A 19,866-nucleotide genomic window follows, 5' to 3' on the forward strand; every position below is an offset into this window, starting at 1 on the left:
CAAATGATGGAAAAGGTTCCGATGACCGCCGGCGGCTATGCCGCCCTTCAGGTCGAATTGAAGCGGCGCCAGTCGGTGGAGCGTCCGCGCATCATCGAGCATATCGCCGAAGCGCGCTCCCATGGCGACCTCTCGGAAAACGCGGAATATCACGCCGCCAAGGAAGAGCAGTCCCACAATGAAGGCCGCATCGCCGAGCTTGAGGACAAGCTGGCGCGCGCCGATATCATCGACATCTCGAAACTCTCCGGCGACACCATCAAGTTCGGCGCGACCGTCACGCTGATCGACGAGGACACCGACAAGAAAGCGGTGTGGCAGATCGTCGGCGAGCCGGAAGCCGACGCCAAGAAAGGCCGCATCTCCATCACCTCGCCGCTGGCGCGGGCCTTGATCGGAAAGAAAAAGGGCGCCTCCGTGGAAGTCGTGGCCCCCGGCGGCGCCAAGGCCTACGAGATCACCAAGGTCGAGTGGCGCTAGCAAAGCGCGTCTTGAATTTCGTAACGTGACAAAGGGCCAGGATGATCTCCCGGCCCTTTCGGCTTGTTGACGAGGCCGGTCGCCTTCATTCTTGCTTTGCAGCAGCGATGAACGGCCGACGGGGACACTCCCGCTCGAGCGGTTCCTTGCGAACCAAATCCTTCAGTGCGCGTTGATGTACGTCCGGCCCAACTGGCCAGACGCACCGAAGCGGACGGCTGCCGATCACACCATGCTGACAACATTGTGAGTTGGCATGCTGTCGGGCTCGGCAATACAAGGCCCGGCCACGATAGTTATATAATATAATCAACCCGCCAGGACGACTCGATGAAGTTCGACCAATTCTCCACCCTCTGGATGCTTCGCGTCCTGAGTGTTCTTCGCATTTTCACTGGGCTGGATTTGCTGCAACATGGCACGGCAAAGATCCTTGGCTTCCCCGAGGCTGCCCGGTTCGCAAACGTTCAGATCAATTCGCTGACCGGGATGGGCGGGCTGATCGAACTGATCGGAGGACTTCTGTTCACGATCGGTCTGTTCACGCGGCCGACCGCGTTCATTCTCTCGGGCTTCACGGCGGTCGCCTATTTCATGGCGCATGCCGGCAAAGGCTTCTATCCGATAGTGAACGGCGGCGAACTTGCCGCATTGTTTTGTTTCGTTTTCCTGTATTTCGTGTTCGCCGGCGCCGGCCCGTGGAGCCTGGATGCGATGAGAGGGAACCGTTCATTGTCTGAAGGGGCGTCCCGGGTGCATGCGCTGTAAACCAACGATAGCCGTTCGTTGCATGTCGATACCATGATCGGAGGACACCATGAGCCTGGATCGCATTGGCGCAACCTATCAGCCGTATTTGCTGAGCCTGTTCAGGTTCATCACCGGCCTGTTGATGTTCCAGTTCGGCGTCGCCAAATTGTTCAAGTTTCCGCCGATGCCCGTGTTCGAGGACGTAACGCCGCTCTCGTTGTTCGGAGTGGCAGGGATGCTGGAGCTGGTGCTCGGCGGGATGTTGATGCTGGGTCTCTTGACCCGGCCGGTGGCTTTCATTTTATCGGGCGAAATGGCGTTCGCTTATTTCATTGAACACTTTCCGCAAAGCTTCTTCCCTTTGCTCAACGATGGATCGCTGGCCATCATGTTCTGTTTCGGCTGTCTTTACCTTGCGGCAACCGGTGGCGGTCCGCTCAGCCTCGATTCGTTGCTGGGTGCAGGGTCCAGGCTTCAACCGGATGTTTCGCGGACATCGTAACCGCGACCAGATCAGAACTCCTTGCCGATAATTCGATCGATCGAATAGCGGCCGCCGCCCTTGAAAAAGATCGCGATGCAGAGCAGCAGCCACAACAAGGCGTACTCGTATCCACGGGCTGTCCAGAAGTATCCGAACTGCCATTGAAAAACGACGACGATGACCAGCATTTCAATTCCGACCATGGCCGCCGCGACCCGGGTAAACAGCCCGATGGCGAGGCATGTAGCTGCGACCGATTCCGCAAAGTAGGTCAGATAGGCCAGCGCTTCCGCAAACGGCAGCCCTTTCGCCGCAATGTTCGGCGCGAATTTGGCAATCGGGGTGTTGAGTATCTTCTGGATGCCATGCGGCACCAGGATTGCGCCGGTCACAAAGCGCATGAAGGCGTAAGAGTACGGGGAAAAGCGCCGGTAGAGACCTGCCAGAGCTGGAAAAACGAGTTTCGGTTCCTCGCGTGCAGCCATCGTTTTCTCCGCATTTCCTTCTGCCCACTTCGGAGTCTTGCAAGCCCCGTTTCTGGTTCTGGAACACCGTCGCGCCGCAGCTATTCCCGTGAGGAAACAATTTGCAAGGACAAGCGCTCACACCCAGGTCGCGCTAGCCCGGGACTTTCAATTCGAGCGGCACCGCGGCCTCGTATTTCGAATTGTGCAGCACCAGCGACGTCCTGACATTGCGCACATGGGGCGCTGCCGTCAGATGGGTGACGAAATCCTGAAACGTCGCCATGTCGGGCGCCACGCATTTCAAAATGAAATCCACCTCGCCCGACAGCATCCAGCATTCCCGCACCAGCGGTTCGGCGCGCACGAATTCCTCGAACGCGCGCAAGTCGGCGTCGGCCTGGCTGGACAGATGCACCGAGGCGAACACCGTGACATCGAAACCGAGCCGCCGCGGATCCAGCAGTCCGCGATAACCCTGGATGTAACCGGCTTCCTCCAGCGTTCGCACGCGCCGCAGGCAGGGCGGCGGTGAAATGCCGACGCGCTTGGCCAGTTCAACGTTGGTGATTCGGCCATCGGCCTGAATTTCGCTGAGGATTCTGAGGTCGATTTCGTCAAGATTCTTCGACACGCGGGTCCGGGGTCCTGTCAGTTTCGTCGCCGATTCCCGGGCTGACAAAGCCTGCGGGAGATAGCGGCAACAGTCTTAGCGCAGCTCCCACCCTCGCGCAATTTTATTGCGCGTGCGGTGCGTCATTTACCCGGTTCCGGGGAAAATTCGCGGATATGGATTGCAATTCTTGCATAGCTTGCCAGATGTCCTAGACTTGGATTTGACGCTTTCAGCGCCGCCGTGACGCCTTTCCGGGCGCTTTCCGCTCAAGCACTTGCCAAATTCCCTTACGAGAGGGATCTACCCATGCCCGCCCCCATCCACGCCAAGGTCGTCATTATCGGGTCTGGCCCGGCCGGTTACACCGCCGCGGTCTATGCGGCGCGCGCGATGCTCGAGCCGATCCTGATCCAGGGCATCCAGCCCGGCGGACAACTGACCATCACCACCGACGTGGAAAATTATCCGGGCTTCGCCGACGTGATCCAGGGTCCGTGGCTGATGGAGCAGATGGAGAAGCAGGCCGCTCATGTCGGCACCAGGATCGTCACCGATCTGGTCACCAAACTCGAACTGGCGCAGCGGCCGTTCCGCCTGACCTGCGACAGCGGCGACATCTATCTGGCCGAGACCGTCATCCTGGCCACCGGCGCGCAGGCGCGCTGGCTCGGCACGCCGTCGGAAGAAAAGTTCAAGGGCTTTGGCGTGTCGGCGTGCGCGACCTGCGACGGATTTTTCTATCGCGGCAAGGAAGTCATGGTGGTCGGCGGCGGCAACACCGCGGTCGAGGAAGCGTTGTTCCTGACCAACTTCGCCTCGCAAGTGACCATCGTGCATCGCCGCGATCATTTCCGCGCCGAGCGCATCCTGCAGGATCGGCTGTTCAAGCATCCCAGGATCAAGGTGGTATGGGAAAGCGCCATCGATGAAATCTGCGGTACCGAAAATCCCGCCAAGGTCACCCACGTCCGGCTCAAGAACGTGAAAACCGGCGCGCTGACCGAACTGCCGGCCGACGGCGTGTTCATCGCGATCGGCCATGCGCCGGCCACGGAACTCATCCTCGGCCAGATCAAGCTGAAACCGTCGGGATATGTCGAGGTGGCGCCGAATTCCACCGCCACTTCGGTGCCCGGTGTATTCGCAGCCGGCGATGTCGCCGACGAAACCTACCGGCAGGCCGTCACGGCGGCAGGCCTCGGCTGCATGGCGGCCCTAGAGGCCGAACGCTTTCTCGCGCTGCGCGCGAGCGACCGCGCGGCGGCGGAGTAATCATGGCTCGAACGCGCAACGGATTTACCGATATGGACTGGGACAAGCTGAAGGTATTTCACGCGGCGGCGGAAGCCGGCAGCTTCACGCATGCCGGCGAGCAGCTCGGCCTGTCGCAATCGGCGGTGTCGCGGCAGGTCAGCGCACTGGAGCAGGAGCTTTCGGTCTCGTTGTTTCACCGCCACGCACGCGGCCTGATCCTCACCGAACAGGGCGACCTTTTGTTTCGCACCGCGCATGACGTGTTCATGCAGTTGCAGGCGGCTCGCGCCAAGCTGACCGACAGCCGCGAGCGGCCGAGCGGCGATCTCAAGATCCAGACGCCGCCGGCGCTCGGCATCAACTGGCTGATTCCGCGGCTCGACGAATTTACTGCGCTTTATCCCGATATCCGCATCTCCCTGATCGTGAGCGACGAAGACCTCGATCTGTCGATGCGCGAGGCCGACGTGGCGATCCGCACCCGCAAGCCGACCCAGCCTGACCTGATCCAGCGCAAGCTGTTCTCGATCGGCTTCCACGCCTATTGCTCGCCGGAATATATCAAGCGCTTCGGCACGCCTCGCACGCTGGACGATCTCGACTCGCATCGCATCATCATGCTGAGCGATGCGCAGCTCCAGCCGCATTTGCAGAATCGCAGCTGGCTGATCGAGGCCGGCCGCAACGGCTCGGGGCCCCGCGAAGCCTATTTCAAGGTCAACAACATCCTCGGCGTCGTGCGCGCCTGCCAGCAGGGGCTGGGCATTGCCGCGCTGCCGGACTATCTGGTCGAGGAAAACAACCGCCTGGTGCAACTGTTCGGCGAATCGGACTCGATCCAGCTCGATACCTATTTCGTCTATCCTGAAGAGTTGAAGACGGTGGCGCGGGTGCAGGTATTCCGCGACTTCGTGGTCAGCAAGGCGCAGCGCTGGCCGTCCTGATTATCGCTCGATAACCCCCGGTCTCCGCATGACTGACATGCGGAGCAAACGGTTGCCGCAAGGCGCGGACGCGAGTCATAGTGTTTTTACGCTGAGTGGTCGCGTTACGTATTTGTCCCCCTCCTCCAGTGGCGCGAACGCTCAGTAAATCCCTCTTGGAAGGTGATTGTGTCGGCCTCACGTGGCCAATACCTTAAGCCGGGCTCTCGCGAGCCCGGCTTTTTTTCATGCGGTAAGGCCGGCCCCGATGGAGCCACCGCATTGACAACCGCCCCACGTCCAATCACCATCCGTCAATGATCACGAATCTGTGTGCAGCGTCGTCGAAAAAAGCTCCCCTTCCGGGGGCTTCAGATTGGCGTGCGCGATAGACTTGTGGTCCGACACCGATCCGAAAAACCCCGCCGTCTGGACGGGGTTTTTTGTTGTCCCGTCTCCGGCTTTCCCAGGAGATGAACAATGACCGAACTTCGATCTTCCCTGCATGGGCTCTGGCTGCCGCTCGTGACGCCGTTTCGCGACGGCGAACTCGATGAGGTGTCGCTGCGACGGCTGGTCCGGCACTACGCGGACTTTCCGGTCAATGGAATGATTCTCGCGGCCACCTCGGGCGAAGGCATGGCGCTTGGGATCGCCGAACTGGAGCGGCTGGTCGCCACCGTGCGCGCCGAAATGTCGGATAGCCGACGCCACCTGCCGATCTGCCTTGGCCTGTCGGGCGCCAGCACCGCGAAGATGTGCGATGCGCTAGACGAGACGGCGGCGTGGCCGATCGACGGCTATCTGATTGCGAGCCCCTATTACACCCGGCCGTCGCAGCGCGGCATGGTGCAGCATTTCAACGCGCTGGCGGATCATTCCTCTTGGCCGATCGTGCTCTACAACATTCCCTACCGGACCGGCGTCAATCTCGGCAACGACACGCTGCTTGCGCTTGCCGAACATCCAAACATCGTCGGCATGAAGGATTGCTGCGCCGACCGCGCCCAGTCGATCGATTTCCTGCGCCGGCGGCCCTCGGGCTTCCGCGTCCTGACCGGCGAGGACGCGCAATATTTCGACGCACTCACCGACGGCGCCGACGGCGCCATCCTGCTGTCGGCACATATCGAGACCGAAACCTTCGCAGCGGTGCAGACGCTGCTTGGGGAAGGCAACCGCGACGCCGCATCGGCGAGTTGGGAGAGTGTTTCCGGATTGACCCGCCTGTTGTTTGCCGAGCCGAGCCCCTCGCCGGCCAAGTACTGGCTGTCGCGCACCGGGTTGATCGACAGCGCCGAAGTGCGCCTGCCGATGGTGGAAGTGAGCGAGGAACTGGCAACGCGGCTCGATGCGGAAATCGAGCGGAGAACGCCACCGTTGTTGCGGCGCGCTTGAAAGCATTCCCCCTCGCCCCGCTCTTGCGGGGAGAGGGCCGGGGTGAGGGGCTCTCTCGACAGACTCGGACTCGCGGATAGCCCCCTCACCCGAAAGCTCAATCCAATTTTGTGCGCGCCAGCCGCAGCGCATTGCCGATCACGCTGACCGACGACAGCGCCATCGCCGCGGCCCCGACCATCGGCGACAGCAGGATGCCGAAAACCGGATAGAGCACGCCGGCGGCGATCGGTACACCGGCGGCGTTGTACAGGAACGCGAACGTCAGGTTCTGGCGGATATTGCGCATGGTCGCGATCGACAATCGCCGGGCCCGCACGATGCCCATGAGATCGCCGGTCAAAAGGGTAACGCCGGCGCTTTCGATCGCGACATCGGTGCCGCCGCCCATCGCGATGCCGACATCGGCGGCGGCCAGAGCCGGCGCATCGTTGACGCCGTCGCCCGCCATGGCGACGCGGCGGCCTTCGCGATGCAGCCGCTGCACCACCTCGCTCTTGCGTTCCGGCAGCACGCCCGCCTCGATCTCGTCGATACCAAGCTTTGAGGCCACCGCGCGCGCGGTGGTCAGATGGTCGCCGGTCAGCATCACGATGCGCAGGCCGTCGTCACGCAGCGCCCGTAACGCTTCCGGCGCCGACGGCTTGATGGGATCGGCGATGGCAAGGACGCCGGCGGCGCGCCGATCGACCGCGACATAGATCGCAGTAGCGCCGTCCTGCCGGGCGGCCTCGGCGGCACGATCGAGATCGCGCGTGACGATGTTCAATTCATCCATCAGTGCCGAATTTCCGAGCGCAACGGACCGGCCGTCCACGGTCCCGGTCGCGCCCTTGCCGGCGGGCGAGGCGAAATCGCCGACCTCGGCAAGATTCAACTTACGCCCGCTGGCGGCATCGAGGATCGCCTGCGCCAGCGGATGCTCGCTGCCGCGCTCGACACTCGCCGCCCATCGCAGCAATTCGTCCTCGCCGAAACCGTCGGCGGGAACGACGCCGACCACTTGCGGCTTGCCTTCCGTCAGCGTGCCGGTCTTGTCGATCACCAGCGTGTCGACGCTTTCCAGCCGCTCCAGCGCCTGCGCATCGCGGATCAGGATTCCGGCATGGGCGCCGCGGCCGACGCCGACCATGATCGACATCGGGGTGGCAAGCCCGAGCGCGCAGGGACAGGCGATGATCAGCACGGTTACGGCCGCGACCAGGCCGAAGGTGAAGCGCGGCTCCGGTCCGAACGCCGCCCATGCCGCGAACGCCAATAACGCCACCGTTATCACCGCCGGCACGAACCAGCCGGCGACCCGGTCGGCGAGGCGCTGGATCGGCGCGCGCGAGCGTTGCGCCTTTGCGACCAGTTCGACGATGCGCGCCAGCATGGTGTCGCGGCCGACTTTTTCGGCGCGCAATACCAGCGCGCCGCTCTGGTTGACGGTGCCGCCGATCACGCGGGCGCCTGCGGCCTTCGATAGCGGCATCGACTCGCCGGTCACCATCGACTCGTCCACCGAGGAGCGGCCTTCGGTGACGACGCCATCGACCGGAATCTTCTCACCTGGACGCACCCGCAAGCGATCACCGACCGCGATGGCATCGATCGCGACATCTTCGTCGCCGTGATCGGTAATGCGCCGCGCGGTTTTCGGCGCGAGGCCCAACAGCGCGCGGATCGCACCCGACGTGCGCGCCCGCGCGCCCAGTTCGAGCACCTGCCCAAGCAGCACCAGAACCGTGATGACCGCCGCCGCCTCGAAATACACCGCGACCGCGCCATGCATGTCGCGGAAATCGGCCGGAAACAGCTGCGGCGCCAGCGTGCCCACCACACTGTAGAGCCAGGCAACGCCGGTGCCCATCGCGATCAGCGTGAACATGTTGAGGTTTCGCGTAACGACGGATTGCCAGCCGCGCGCAAAGAACGGCACCCCGGCCCACAGCACCACGGGCGTCGCCAGCACAAGGGAAATCCAGTTCGACCAGCCCGGCGGCACGAGGTGCATCAGCCCGAGATGGCTGCCCATCTCGAGTGCGAACACCGGAAACGTCAGCGCCAGCGCGATCCAGAATCGCCTGGTCATGTCGATCAGTTCGGGATCCGGCGCATCGTCGAGCGAGATTTGTTCCGGCTCCAGCGCCATGCCGCAGATCGGGCAAGAACCCGGACCGACCTGCCGCACCTCGGGATGCATCGGACAGGTGTAGATGGCGTCGGCCGGTGCAGCCGACGCAGGTTTCGGCGCCAGGAATTTTTCCGGCTCGGCCTCGAAACGCTCGCGGCAACGCTCCGAGCAGAAAAAATAATCCCCGCTGTTGTAGGTGGTGCGCTGCGTGGCGGTCGCAGGATCGACCTTCATGCCGCAAACGGGATCGACGGCGGACGCAACGCCTTTGGCTTTATCGGCATCGCCATGTTTGCTTCCGCAACAGGCATGAGCCGATGCTGCGCCGCCATGGGGATGGCCGTGCCCGTGATCCCGATCCATCTGACCCACCGAAATTCTCCCGGGCCTTCGATCACGGCCCTTGAAATATATACCCTAGGGGGGTATATGGACCACATGCGCACCGAGATCAAGACCTCCTGCCTGAAACGCCTCAAACGAATCGAAGGCCAGATCCGTGGGCTTGCCGGGATGGTCGAGGACGACCGTTATTGCATCGACGTGGTAACGCAGATCGCTGCGGCGAAGGCGGCGCTGCGCCGCGTCGAGGAGGAAATCCTGCGCGACCACGTCGCCCATTGCGTCGAGCACGCGATTTCATCGGGCGACAAGGCCGACCAGCGCCGCAAGATCGCGGAATTGATGGATGTGGTCGGCCGCGCCGACAGATAGGTTGGCCATTCCTTGCGCCGGCCATCCGCCTGGTTAACGCGCGGTTGCATCGTCATTTCAAGTTCGAACGATGCGGCGACCGCGACTTTAAAATTTGAGGATTATTGAATCTCCCCAATAACAACAAACGGGGGAATCATGACCGCTCAAACCATTCAAAAAGCCAATCATCGGATCTTCGACCGGGCCCAGCGGACACAGGATTACCTTCTGGTGTCGTCGTTCGGGTTGTGGGCGCTGCTGCTCGGCGCATCGCCGGTGCTGGCCTTCCGCATGCTGATGGCAAGCTGACCCTGAAACTACCGGCGGGTGCTCATCGTGGTAAACCCGCGGTAGCACCTGTGGTCAAATTCGAGCGAAATCGCGACCGGCTTTTTAAAAGTCTTCGCGTATCGCTTTCGACAACAACAACGCAGAACGCGGGGGCGTCGTGAACAATCAGAACAATCCTCTGCCCGAACAACAGGGTTTCAGCACCCAGGATATTCTCTGGGCGCTCGGCATCTGGTCGGTGATCCTGAGCCTGTCGCCGGTCGTGGTGTTCTACATGCTGATGGTGAATTGAGCGGCGCTTTGCCCCCTGCACCGGCGTCACCCTGAGGACGTGCAGCGCTTTCGTCATTGCAAGCCGACGGGTCGCGCGAATGCGCGCCCGATGGCAGGATCCGCGAAGCAATCCATCGCCGCAAGAAAGAATGGATTGCTTCGCCGCCTTGCTCCTCGCAATGACCCGCCGGTGGCGGAACTACGCCGCCTGCTTGTGCATGGCGCCTGAGGATGGCGACGTGCCGCGGATCGCCTTCACCGAACGTTCGATCGCCGCCCACAACCGGCCGATTTCCGCCGCCGCGCGGCCTTCGGCGAAATATTCGCGCGCGCCTTCGCCATGGCCGAGCGCCATCAACAGATCGGAGCGGTTGGTGATCTGGCCGCCCCACACCGGCGCACGGAACTTGGCCAGCGCTTCGCGCGCGATGGTGACGATGCGGCTTTCCGCGTTGTCCCTGGACGCCGGCGCGCCGTTGAGGACGACCGCATAGGGCTTGCGGTTCGCGCGACAGGTCTGGATGGTCTCCTGCACCGCATTGACGTCGAACACCCCGGGCCGCGCCGGAATAATCACCATGGTGGCGTTCTTGATGGCGTCTTCGACGACGGCCGATGTATTCGGCGGCGTATCGATGAACACCCATTCGATGCCATCCCTCTTGGCGGCGGCGACAATCCCGCTGACCGAATTGACGGCGGTTTTGATCGGCGGTTCGTTGGTGCCGCGTAACTTATGCCACAGGGTCAACGACCCCTGCGGATCGGCATCGATCAGCAGACACGGCTTCGATGCCTTGTGGACTTGCGCAGCAAGATGAGCGGTCAGCGTACTCTTGCCCGTGCCGCCTTTACGCGATGCGAAAACGATGACGTTCATTACCTTGGCCTCCAGATATTGACCCCAGGAGACGAAAATGAATCAGCGCGCTGATTCGTGGAAGGAAAATTTTCACCTAATTGTGGCGAAGCCTCTGATTCGTCTATGAGGTTGGCTTTTGAGTCACACCTTTGCGTTGCAAACAGGGGAACCATCGGAATCGGGCGGGCGAGAGGCCACCTTTCAAATAAGGCAGGATGCCGGGGAACGCCCGCAGTCCCTTGCGACTGCCTTCGCCGCAAGGGACTCCGATGACGTCGCTATTTCACATCATCCCAGCTTGCGCCGTTGAACCGCTGCAACTGCATATAGGTCACCACGCGATAATCCGTCGGTGAGGTGTTGATGCGGCTTGCCGGCAGCAGCAGGCCGACGCGGAAATCCCTCAGGTTCGCCGCCTGCTTCATGATGTTCTCGCGGGTGAGGTTGTCGCCGCACTGCCTCAGCACCTGCTCCATGGTTTGCCCGAAGCTGTAGCCGGCGGCGGTGAGGCTGTCGTTGAGGTCGGCGCCGGGCATGTTGGCCTTCATCCATTCGGTCCAGGTCTTGACGTCGGGGTCGTTGGCCCACTTGGGATCGGTGACGTCCTTCATGAAGCCGGCGCTCATGATGCCCACGGACTTGTCGAGGCCTGCCGGCTTGAAGGTGGCGCCGACGGAGGCGGCGCCGAGATGCAGGTAGGTCTCCGGTTTCCATTTCAGGTCGGACATTTTCGAAATCGCTTGCGCCGCCTGCTTGGCATAGGTGAACAGGAACAGCGAGTCGGCGCCGGCGCTCTGCAGGATCACCATCTGGCTGTCGATGGTCGGGTCGGTCGACTGAAAATTCTGCGCGCTGACGATCAACTTGTCGGCGCCTTCGCCGAGGCCTTCCTTCAGGCCGGCCAGCAGATCCTTGCCGAAATCGTCGTTCTGGTAGAGCACGCCGATTTTGGGCTTCGGGTTATGGGCGAGCAGGTTTTTGGCGTAGAACTTCGCCTCATCGCGCAGGTTGGGCTGCCAGCCCATGCTCCAGGGAAAATGCTCCGGGTCGTTCAGGGCCGAGGAGCCTGCGGCGACGAACAATTGCGGCACGCCCTGTTTGTTCAGGTAAGGCCGGATCGCCATGTTCAACGGCGTTCCGAGCACGCCGAAGATCAGTGCGACCTCGTCGCCTTCCACTAGGCTGCGCACGTTCTCGACCGCCTTGGCCGGCGAGTAGCCGTCGTCGCGGCTGATGAAGGTGATCTTGCGGCCGTTGATGCCGCCCTTGGTGTCGTTGAGCCACTTGAAATAGGCGGCTTCGACCTTGCCGAGCGTGCCGTAGGCCGAGGCCGGGCCGCTATAGGCAATGCTCTGGCCGATCTTGATCTCGGTATCGCTGACGCCGGGCCCGTATTGCTTCTGCGCGAATGCAGGCTGCGCCAGCAGGACCGCGATGACAGCGCCGAACAGCCCCCAACTCCTGACCAACATTGGCTTCCTCCACGATTTTTTCGTTGTGGAGGAAGTCTGAGTGAACGGCCGCGGGTTGGCAAGCCGATGCGCGGCGTTCACCGGCAGTTACCTCAGCGTGTTGCGATGCGGTCAGGTCGTGGCCGGCTTTGCCGGCTTTACCGGCTTTACCGGTTTCCTGGACGTGTGCGGCTTGGCTTGGACGGGCTTTCGCACCGTGAGCGGCCTGATGTTCATTGGCCTTCCCGCGGCGACCGGTACGGCTTCCGGCTCCGACGGCCTGAAGAACACCCTGCAGCCCGGCGAGAGCTGGGACTTTTTGGCAATCATGCAGACCGTGACGCGATCCACGTCCGGAATCTCGGAACTGCACAGCCTGAACGCATCGCCGCTGCACGCCTGCTGCTGCTCGGCGGTGTAGGCGCGGCCCGCCGTCGGCAGCAACGACGCCGAAAGCGTCGTTGCGAGCATCAGACCGAGCTGAAAATTCCTCGACCGGACCAAAAACATATTTTTCCCCGCGAACGCGTTGAACTGAAATACCCGAGCAAACGCGACAAACCCCTCCGCCCGCGGCGAATTGTGGGTGAATGGCGGAACGTTGGCAAGACGGGCGGGCAACACAATACGCCGCAGGGGACGGGCGTTGGCGCGAAATAATTCGACAAGGCGGATGACGCGGCTGAACTACTCCGGCGCCTTGAGTTCGCCCGCCAGCCACCGGACGGCATTGGATTTGATCGGGTCCGACGGCACGGCACGGGTCTCGGCATGATCGCATTTAGAGCACTCAAACAACCGGCTTTCGAAACCTTTCGGCCCCGGCGAGACGTCTTCCAGTTTCATTCGCCGCTGACAGCGCGGGCATCGTGGGTGCTCAAGGACGGTAATGAATTGTCGGGATGAGGGCACGCTGCTGCTCCACTGACTTTCTGGACTTTCAGGACACCAGGCGTTTTCGTCTGACGAGGCGGCCACAAACGCCGAGACTGCTGTGTTCAAATTCAAGTTCGGCGCTGAGCCCGTTCGCCAGCGCCCGCATAAGCTGAAAGCCCAGCCCGCCATCCATGGACGGATCGAAATTCTCCGGGAAACCGATGCCGTCGTCCGTCACTTCCACCAGCAACGAACCGTCGTCGCTGGTCTCGCAGCGGATATGGACCTTCGCCGGCAGGCCGGTCGGATGCGCATACTTGCCGGCGTTCGTAAGTAGCTCGGCGGCAATGAGCCCGGCGTGAAGGGCGTGACGCGGGTCGATATAGCCGTCGCAAGAATTTTCGACTGTCAGGTCCATCCTTCCTTCCGGGCCGAGCGTGCCGATCAGTTCGGAAATCTCCTGCAGGAAATCGCCAAGGTTTACGCCATTGCCGTTGCCGCTCAGCGCCAGGGACTTGTGGAGCTTCGCCATGACCTCGATACGCACGCTGACATCGTCGAGCAGCATGCAAACCTGTTCGGTCGTAAGGTTTTTGCCGTTCCTGGAAATAGCGTTGCGCTGAAGGCGAAGAACACTGCTCAGGCTGGCCAGGTTGTTCGCTATCCGATGATCGGCCTCGGCTGGGCCGAGAATCCCCTGTTCGATCGGAATTGACATTTCTAGAGTCCCTTCGAAGGTTAAGGCTGTCCTTCCGGAAGTCGCAAATAAATAAAATAATAGTAAGTTCAATATGTTAGCTACGTACTAAGCGCCTTTGTGACTCAAGTTGCCAAATCCAAAAAAGGAAACTAATGAGTATAAATAGTAAGGAACTAATTTTAGGGTTCTGTCGTTGAAGGGGCGAATTTTCAAGGGGAGGTTCGATGGGTGAACTCAGCCGAGGCGAGCGGCTCCAGATCATGCTCACGCATGACGAGCTGCGGATCGTGGATACCTGGCGTTTTTCAAAGCGAATGCCGAGCCGCGCAGCGGCCATACGGGAGCTGCTTAAACGCGGCATGGCTGCCGAGGGATTTTCGGAAGTAGCCGATGGCCAGAAGTCCAAGGACTTCTCGGTTATCTCCGGTAAAGCGTCCGGATAGTCGCTCCGCCTCTCGCAGCGCCCTCAGCGAAAATGGCAGGCGACCCAATGCCCATCGGAGCTTTGCTTGAGCGCCGGCGTCCGGCTGCTGCATAACGGAAACTGCGCGATCGGGCACCTGGTGTGAAAGTGACAACCGGTCGGCGGATGAATGGGACTTGGCATCTCGCCCTGCAACGCGATGCGCCGGCGTTTCACCTTGGGATCCGGAATCGGGACCGCCGACAACAGCGCTTCGGTATAGGGGTGCAGCGGCGAGACATAGAGCGCGCGCGCGGGCGCGGTCTCGACGATGCGGCCGAGATACATCACCGCAACGCGCCTGCTGATATGCTCGACGACCGACAGATCGTGGGCAATGAACAGATAAGCCAGCCCGAACTTCTGCTGCAGGTCTTCCAGCAGATTGATAATCTGGGCCTGAATCGACACATCCAGCGCCGACACCGGTTCATCGCATATGATCAGTTTGGGTTCGACGGCGAGCGCGCGCGCAATACCGACGCGCTGGCGCTGACCACCGGAGAACTGGTTCGGATAGCGTCCCATATCATCCGCCCGCAGGCCGACGATTTCGAGCAGGTTCACCACACGGTCTTCGAACTGCCGTCTGGTTTTGGTCAGTTTGTGGATGATCAGGGCCTCGCCGACGATCGCGCCGACACTCATCCGCGGATTGAGCGACGCATAAGGATCCTGGAAGATGATCTGGATGTCGCGGCGCAGGGCGCGAAGGTCTTTGGCCCCCAACGATCGGACGTTCCTGCCTTCGAAATCGATCTCGCCGGAGGTCGGCTCGATCAGGCGAAGCACACAGCGTCCGGTCGTCGATTTGCCGCAGCCGGATTCTCCCACCAGCCCGAGGGTTTCTCCGCGGTCGATGTTAAAATCGACGCCATCGACCGCGTGGACGCTACCGGCCTGACCGGAGAACAAGCCGCCCTTGACCGGAAACGCCTTGGTCAGATTGCGGATGCTGAGCAACCGTTCGCTCATGATGCGGCCGTGTCTTCCGCATGGATGCAGGCAACCTGGTGATCGGGTTCGACTTCGCGCAAGGCCGGTTGCGCCCGCCTGCATTCGTCCGTCGCAAGGCTGCAGCGTGCCGCGAAGCGGCATCCAGCGGGCGGATTCACCAGTCCGGGCACGACGCCGGCGATCGTCTGCAGGCGGGTGTGGTGCAGGGCCGCCAGATCGATGCGCGGGATCGAGCGGATCAGACCCCGGGTATACGGATGACGGGGATTGGCAAACAACCGTTCGGCCGACGCCTGCTCCACGACCTTGCCCGCATACATCACCACGACACGCTGCGCGACCTCGGCCACGACGCCCATGGCGTGGGTGATCAGCATGATCGACATGCCGAAGCGGGATTTCATGTCCTGCAGCAGGTCGAGGATCTGCGCCTGGATCGTGACGTCGAGCGCTGTCGTCGGTTCGTCGGCAATCAGGAGTTTTGGATTGCACGACAGCGCCATCGCGATCATCACGCGCTGCCGCATGCCTCCGGAAAATTGATGCGGGTAATCGTTGACGCGACGCTTCGGATTCGGGATCTGGACCAGCGCCAGCATGTCGAGGGTTCGCTCCAGCACGGCGCGACGCCCCAATCCCTCGTGCCGGGCGATCACCTCGCCGATCTGGTCTCCGATGGTGTAGACGGGATTGAGCGAGGTCATCGGTTCCTGGAACACGATCGCGATTTCCCTGGCCCGAATCCGGTTCATCTCCTGCGCCGGCAGCGGAACCAGGTCGCGGCCTTGCCACAGGATCTGTCCGCCGACGATGCGGCCGGCCGGCGTCGAGATCAGCTTGAGGACGGACAGGGCGGTGACCGTCTTGCCGCAGCCGGACTCGCCGACCACGCAGACGGTTTCGCCTCGCCCGACGGTGAGATCGACGCCGTCCACCGCCTGCACGATGCCGTCATCGGTCGTGAAGTGCGTCTTGAGCCCCCTGATATCCAGCAGCGGGGCTTCGCCGGGCGGTTTTTCGTCGAGCCCCGTCGCACGCTCCACATGCAACATCACATGACCCTTCTGGGATCGAGCGCATCACGCAATCCGTCGCCGATGAAATTGATGGTGAGCACGGTCAGGAAAATCGCGGCGCCGGCGAACAGCGCCCAGTGCGGCGCAATGTCCAGATAATCCTTGGCGTCGAACAGCAGGCGGCCCCAGGTCGGAATGTCCGGCGGAAAGCCGAGACCCAGAAACGAGAGCGTCGATTCCGCGATGATCGCCGCCGCGATGTCGATGGTGCCGGCCACGATGACCGGTCCGAGCGAATTCGGCAGGATGTGCCGGATCACCAGCCGCGGCGTCGTGGCGCCGAGCGCGCGGGCCGCCTCGACGAATTCCTTCTCGCGCAGCGACAGGAACTGGGCTCGGACCAGGCGCGCCACCGGCATCCAGCGAAAGGCGCCGATCACCAGCACGATCAGGATAAAGATGCCGCCCTCCGGGCCGACCCAGCTCTTGAGGAAATCCCGGAACAGATAGATCACCAGCAACAGCAGCGGCAATTGCGGCAGCGCCAGGAACAGGTCGGTGATCCACATCAGCGCGGCGTCGACGCTGCCGCGGGAAATGCCCGATATCGCGCCGATGACGGTGCCGGCGATCATCGCAACCGCCATCGCCGCGAAGCCGACCGCCAGCGAAATGCGCCCGCCGTACAGCATGCGCGCCAACAGGTCCTGGCCGAGATCGTCGGTGCCGAACGGGTGCTGCCAGCTCGGGGAGGCCAGCCGCGCGGTAAAATCGATTTCGTTGATCGGCACGCGCCAGATCAACGGCCCGAGCACAACGGCCGACGTCAGCGCCGTCAGAATCACCACGCTGACGACCGCCATGCGATGGCGGCGAAACTTTCGCCACGCCTCGAAGCCGGGCGAGATGCGGCGCGCGCGACCCTGCAGCGGGAGCGGGACCGCAGCGTCAACGGTAGGAGATGCGTGGGTCAAGCCAGCCATAGATGATATCGGCCAAGAGGTTGAAGATAACGACAAGACAGGCGAACACGAACGTCACCGCCATGATGACGGGCGTATCATTGGCGAGTATCGCGGTGATCAGCAGCGAGCCGATGCCCGGAATGCGGAAAATCTGCTCGGTGACGATGGCGCCGCCGAACACGGCGGGCATTTGCAGCGCGACCAGCGTCACCACGGGAATCAAGGCGTTGCGGACCACGTGCTTGATCACGACCTTGCCTTCGCCAATCCCCTTCGAGCGCGCGGTCGTGACATAGTCCAGGCGGATGACGTCAAGCACCGCGGAGCGCACGTAGCGGGTATAGGATGCGGTCTGGAACAGGCCGAGGACCGCGACCGGCATGATGGCTTGCTTGAAAGTCTCCCAATACAAGTGCCATCCGGTGGCGGCGATATCGGCGCGATAGACGAACGGCAGCCAGCCGAGATTGACGCTGAACACAAGGATCAGCAGCAGCCCGGTGAAGAAGGTCGGCAACGAGAAGCCGACAAAGGCAAGCGCGTTGGCGATCTGGTCGAAGATCGAATAGGGCCGCATCCCGGCATAGACGCCGACCGGGAGTGCGATCGCCAATGCCAGGATTTGCGACGAGCCGACCACAAACAGCGTGGTCGGGACGCGCTGCAGGATCAACTGGTCGACGTCGATGCGGCTTGCGAACGAAAAGCCCCAGTCGCCGTGCAGCATCGCGACGAGCCAGCGCAGGTAGCGAACGAGAATGGGATCGTCGATCCCGAATTTCACCCGCAGCGCCGCCTGGACCTCGGGTGGAATATTGGCGTTGCTGGCGAGTTCGCCGAACGGATCGCCCGGCGCCAGCGCCAGCAGCACAAAAAGAATGAGACTGATGCCGAACAGGCTGGGAAGAGCGATGATCAGACGTCTGAGAATGTACTTTCCCATTGCTCGCTCTGCCCTCGCCCGTTCAGGTTTTGCGCATCGCAAGTCTCATGCTTGACCTCACGCCTCCCGATACCAGCTCGCAAGCTGGTACAAGTCGTTGTCCCAGCCGCTGAGATGCGCGGTCAGGCTGCCGCTCAGGGCCGTGACCCTTGGCCGGTAGACGACGGGCTGGATATAGTTGTCGCCGACCGCCATGTCGTTGAGCTTGATATACATCGCCGCCCGCTTCACCGGGTCGAGCTCGCGTTCGGCCTGATGATAGAGATCGTCGTACTCCTTGTTTTGCCAGCGCGAGACATTGCGCCCCTGCCACTTGTTGTCCTTGGTCGCCACTTCCCATGATACGCACTGATTCATGAAGAGCTGCGGATCAGGCTGCAGCATGGTGGTGGTGTACATCTGCGCGTCGCAGTAGAAATGCGGGTAGGTATCGGGGTTGGCGGTGTCGGACGAGAAGAATACCGATCCGACGACCGATTTGAGCTCGATGTCGATGCCCGCCTTCTGGCACGCCTGCTTGATGATGGCCTGGGTCTTCTGGCGCGGCGCGTTGATGGAGGTCTGGAATACGAATTTCAGCGCTTTGCCGTCCTTCGCACGAATACCGTCGGAGCCTTTTTTCCAGCCGGCGGCCTCGAGAACCTGATTGGCCTTCTCGATGTTGAACTCGAATTTGGTATTCTTCGACTGGAAGCGTTCCGGATTGTTCAGGAAGTTGGCCGTGGCGACAGCGGTGCGGCCGTAGATGAATTTTTCGATCGATCCGCGATCGATCAAAAGGTTGACGGCCTGGCGCACCGCCGGGTCGCTGAACAGCGGATGTTTGGTTTTGATGCTCGCGCGCTCGCCGTCAACCTCGACCGCCGGATCGGTCACATTGAGCATGATGAATTCGACATTGCCGGTCGGTACGATGCTGACCTTGCCCTTGCCGCTGCTCTCGAGCTTGGACAGGATTTCGTCTTCCACCTGCATGTTCCACGCGTAATCATATTCGCCGGTCTGCAACACCGCGCGCGCCGCCGACACCGCGTCGCCGCCGCCCTTGACTTCCAGCGTATCGAAATAGGGCCGGTTCGGAACGTGATAGTCGGGATTGAGCCTGGCGCTGACGGTGTCGCCCGGCTTGAAGTCGACGAACAGGTAAGCCCCAGTGCCCACCGGCTTCAGGTTGGTCGGCGCGTCGCGCGACTTGCCTCCGATATAGTCCGCAAACAGGTGTTTTGGGATGATCATGCCGGACGCGCCGACAAAGGCGTCGGCCCAGAACGGCGTCGGCTTTGCGAAGATCACGCGAACGGTAAAGTCGTCGATCTTCTCGACCTTGATATCCTTGTAGCTGGCGACCGTGACGGCTGCAGTTTCGGGCGTTCGCGCATACTCCCACGTGAACACAACATCGTCCGCCGTGAACGGCGCCCCGTCATGCCATTTGACGCCCTTCTTCAACTTCCAGACCACCGAGAGCCCATCCTCGGGGAGGCTGCCGGTGTCTTTGCTCGGAATCTCGGCGGCCAGCACCGGAACCAGACTGCCTTCGCTGTCCCATCCCGCCAGCGGCTCGTAAAAGATCCGGGAGCCCTCCTGATCCTTGGTTCCAACGGCAAAATGCGGATTGAGCAGGGTCACCGCCTGCCAATACAAAAGTTTAAGGGGCCCGCCGCCGCCGGCCTTGGTCGGCTTGTACGGGATCGGGGTCGCAGCCATCGCCACCCCGGAATGGCCCAGCATCATGCCGGCCATCGGCGCCGTCAGGCCAAGCGCAATCATCCGCTGGACAAAGGCCCGCCGCGACAATCGGCCGGTCTTGACATCTGCAATCAGGTTTCGAAGGTCCCGCTCATTCATCGGTTCGGCTCCTCGCTGATGCGCAATGGTTGATTCACCT

General features: G+C 61.9%; 22 protein-coding genes. 11 read left to right on the top strand and 11 right to left on the bottom strand.

What is annotated here, in order from left to right; all coding sequences use genetic code 11:
* Positions 1-3 precede the first annotated feature (3 nt).
* The 3 genes from greA to E7813_RS16905 all read left to right on the top strand — a co-directional run bounded on the left by greA (position 4) and on the right by E7813_RS16905 (position 1,732).
* Complete coding sequence (greA, locus tag E7813_RS16895) at positions 4-480, top strand: transcription elongation factor GreA (protein WP_291575749.1); 477 nt, start codon at positions 4-6, stop codon at positions 478-480.
* A 330-nt stretch (positions 481-810) separates the two neighbouring features.
* A complete protein-coding gene (locus tag E7813_RS16900) occupies positions 811-1,248 on the top strand; it encodes a DoxX family protein (RefSeq protein ID WP_291575750.1) in 438 nt (145 codons plus the stop codon).
* A 55-nt stretch (positions 1,249-1,303) separates the two neighbouring features.
* Positions 1,304-1,732 (top strand): DoxX family protein, encoded by a 429-nt coding sequence (locus tag E7813_RS16905; protein ID WP_291575840.1) that lies wholly within the window; start codon positions 1,304-1,306, stop codon positions 1,730-1,732.
* An 11-nt stretch (positions 1,733-1,743) separates the two neighbouring features.
* Here E7813_RS16905 and E7813_RS16910 read toward each other — a convergent pair whose 3' ends face one another.
* Together E7813_RS16910 and E7813_RS16915 are read right to left on the bottom strand one after the other, a co-directional pair.
* The gene (locus E7813_RS16910) at positions 1,744-2,199 is read right to left on the bottom strand and encodes a DoxX family protein (protein ID WP_291575751.1); all 456 of its coding nucleotides are present in this window, start codon (positions 2,197-2,199) and stop codon (positions 1,744-1,746) included.
* 133 nt (positions 2,200-2,332) lie between these two features.
* Positions 2,333-2,812: an Lrp/AsnC family transcriptional regulator gene (locus tag E7813_RS16915; protein WP_291575753.1), complete on the bottom strand. Its 480-nt coding sequence runs from the start codon at positions 2,810-2,812 to the stop codon at positions 2,333-2,335.
* 288 nt (positions 2,813-3,100) lie between these two features.
* Here E7813_RS16915 and trxB point away from each other — a divergent pair, with 288 nt between their 5' ends.
* The 3 genes from trxB (at position 3,101) to E7813_RS16930 (ending at position 6,369) form a co-directional block, all read left to right on the top strand.
* A complete protein-coding gene (trxB, locus tag E7813_RS16920; protein ID WP_291575754.1) occupies positions 3,101-4,066 on the top strand; it encodes a thioredoxin-disulfide reductase in 966 nt (321 codons plus the stop codon).
* A gap of 2 nt (positions 4,067-4,068) precedes the next feature.
* Entirely contained in the window at positions 4,069-4,992 is a 924-nt protein-coding gene (locus E7813_RS16925) for a LysR family transcriptional regulator (protein ID WP_291575756.1), read from the top strand.
* A 459-nt stretch (positions 4,993-5,451) separates the two neighbouring features.
* The gene (locus E7813_RS16930; protein ID WP_291575758.1) at positions 5,452-6,369 is read left to right on the top strand and encodes a 4-hydroxy-tetrahydrodipicolinate synthase; all 918 of its coding nucleotides are present in this window, start codon (positions 5,452-5,454) and stop codon (positions 6,367-6,369) included.
* A 97-nt stretch (positions 6,370-6,466) separates the two neighbouring features.
* On the opposite strand, the gene E7813_RS16935 is transcribed toward E7813_RS16930, so the two are convergent.
* On the bottom strand, positions 6,467-8,848 hold the full coding sequence (locus E7813_RS16935) for a heavy metal translocating P-type ATPase (RefSeq protein WP_291575841.1): 2,382 nt from the start codon (positions 8,846-8,848) through the stop codon (positions 6,467-6,469).
* Between the two features lie 75 nt (positions 8,849-8,923).
* Between E7813_RS16935 and E7813_RS16940 the strand changes: the two genes are divergently transcribed.
* The 3 genes from E7813_RS16940 (at position 8,924) to E7813_RS16950 (ending at position 9,764) form a co-directional block, all read left to right on the top strand.
* On the top strand, positions 8,924-9,199 hold the full coding sequence (locus E7813_RS16940; RefSeq protein ID WP_079538503.1) for a metal-sensitive transcriptional regulator: 276 nt from the start codon (positions 8,924-8,926) through the stop codon (positions 9,197-9,199).
* Between the two features lie 138 nt (positions 9,200-9,337).
* Positions 9,338-9,490 carry a hypothetical protein gene (locus E7813_RS16945; RefSeq protein WP_291575760.1) on the top strand — a complete coding sequence of 51 codons (153 nt, stop codon included), beginning with the start codon at positions 9,338-9,340 and terminating at the stop codon, positions 9,488-9,490.
* Positions 9,491-9,629: 139 nt separating this feature from the next.
* Positions 9,630-9,764 carry a hypothetical protein gene (locus E7813_RS16950; RefSeq protein WP_291575761.1) on the top strand — a complete coding sequence of 45 codons (135 nt, stop codon included), beginning with the start codon at positions 9,630-9,632 and terminating at the stop codon, positions 9,762-9,764.
* A gap of 180 nt (positions 9,765-9,944) precedes the next feature.
* Here the strand turns inward: E7813_RS16950 and E7813_RS16955 are convergent, their stop codons facing one another.
* The gene (locus E7813_RS16955; RefSeq protein ID WP_291575762.1) at positions 9,945-10,625 is read right to left on the bottom strand and encodes a ParA family protein; all 681 of its coding nucleotides are present in this window, start codon (positions 10,623-10,625) and stop codon (positions 9,945-9,947) included.
* Positions 10,626-10,885: 260 nt separating this feature from the next.
* A complete protein-coding gene (locus E7813_RS16960; RefSeq protein WP_291575763.1) occupies positions 10,886-12,079 on the bottom strand; it encodes an ABC transporter substrate-binding protein in 1,194 nt (397 codons plus the stop codon).
* A 40-nt stretch (positions 12,080-12,119) separates the two neighbouring features.
* Between E7813_RS16960 and E7813_RS16965 the strand changes: the two genes are divergently transcribed.
* Positions 12,120-12,479, top strand: coding sequence for a hypothetical protein (locus E7813_RS16965; RefSeq protein WP_291575765.1), 360 nt, complete (start codon positions 12,120-12,122; stop codon positions 12,477-12,479).
* A gap of 519 nt (positions 12,480-12,998) precedes the next feature.
* Here E7813_RS16965 and E7813_RS16970 read toward each other — a convergent pair.
* A complete protein-coding gene (locus E7813_RS16970; RefSeq protein ID WP_291575767.1) occupies positions 12,999-13,652 on the bottom strand; it encodes a sensor histidine kinase in 654 nt (217 codons plus the stop codon).
* Positions 13,653-13,858: 206 nt separating this feature from the next.
* Here E7813_RS16970 and E7813_RS16975 point away from each other — a divergent pair, with 206 nt between their 5' ends.
* Entirely contained in the window at positions 13,859-14,077 is a 219-nt protein-coding gene (locus E7813_RS16975) for a hypothetical protein (protein ID WP_291575769.1), read from the top strand.
* Positions 14,078-14,100: 23 nt separating this feature from the next.
* Here E7813_RS16975 and E7813_RS16980 read toward each other — a convergent pair whose 3' ends face one another.
* The 5 genes from E7813_RS16980 to E7813_RS17000 are packed head-to-tail and all read right to left on the bottom strand — an operon-like array spanning position 14,101 to position 19,826.
* Positions 14,101-15,072 carry a dipeptide ABC transporter ATP-binding protein gene (locus E7813_RS16980; protein WP_291575771.1) on the bottom strand — a complete coding sequence of 324 codons (972 nt, stop codon included), beginning with the start codon at positions 15,070-15,072 and terminating at the stop codon, positions 14,101-14,103.
* A complete protein-coding gene (locus tag E7813_RS16985) occupies positions 15,069-16,106 on the bottom strand; it encodes an ABC transporter ATP-binding protein (RefSeq protein WP_291575773.1) in 1,038 nt (345 codons plus the stop codon). The genes E7813_RS16980 and E7813_RS16985 overlap by 4 nt, the downstream gene beginning before the upstream one ends.
* Positions 16,106-17,053: an ABC transporter permease gene (locus tag E7813_RS16990; protein WP_291575774.1), complete on the bottom strand. Its 948-nt coding sequence runs from the start codon at positions 17,051-17,053 to the stop codon at positions 16,106-16,108. The genes E7813_RS16985 and E7813_RS16990 overlap by 1 nt, the downstream gene beginning before the upstream one ends.
* Positions 17,019-17,978, bottom strand: coding sequence for an ABC transporter permease (locus tag E7813_RS16995; RefSeq protein WP_291575775.1), 960 nt, complete (start codon positions 17,976-17,978; stop codon positions 17,019-17,021). The genes E7813_RS16990 and E7813_RS16995 overlap by 35 nt, the downstream gene beginning before the upstream one ends.
* Positions 17,979-18,035: 57 nt before the next feature.
* Positions 18,036-19,826, bottom strand: coding sequence for a peptide ABC transporter substrate-binding protein (locus E7813_RS17000; protein ID WP_291575776.1), 1,791 nt, complete (start codon positions 19,824-19,826; stop codon positions 18,036-18,038).
* Between the last annotated feature and the right edge of the window lie 40 nt (positions 19,827-19,866).

Source organism: Bradyrhizobium sp. (assembly GCF_004799405.1).
In the GTDB taxonomy this organism is placed as follows: Bacteria; Pseudomonadota; Alphaproteobacteria; order Rhizobiales; family Xanthobacteraceae; genus Bradyrhizobium.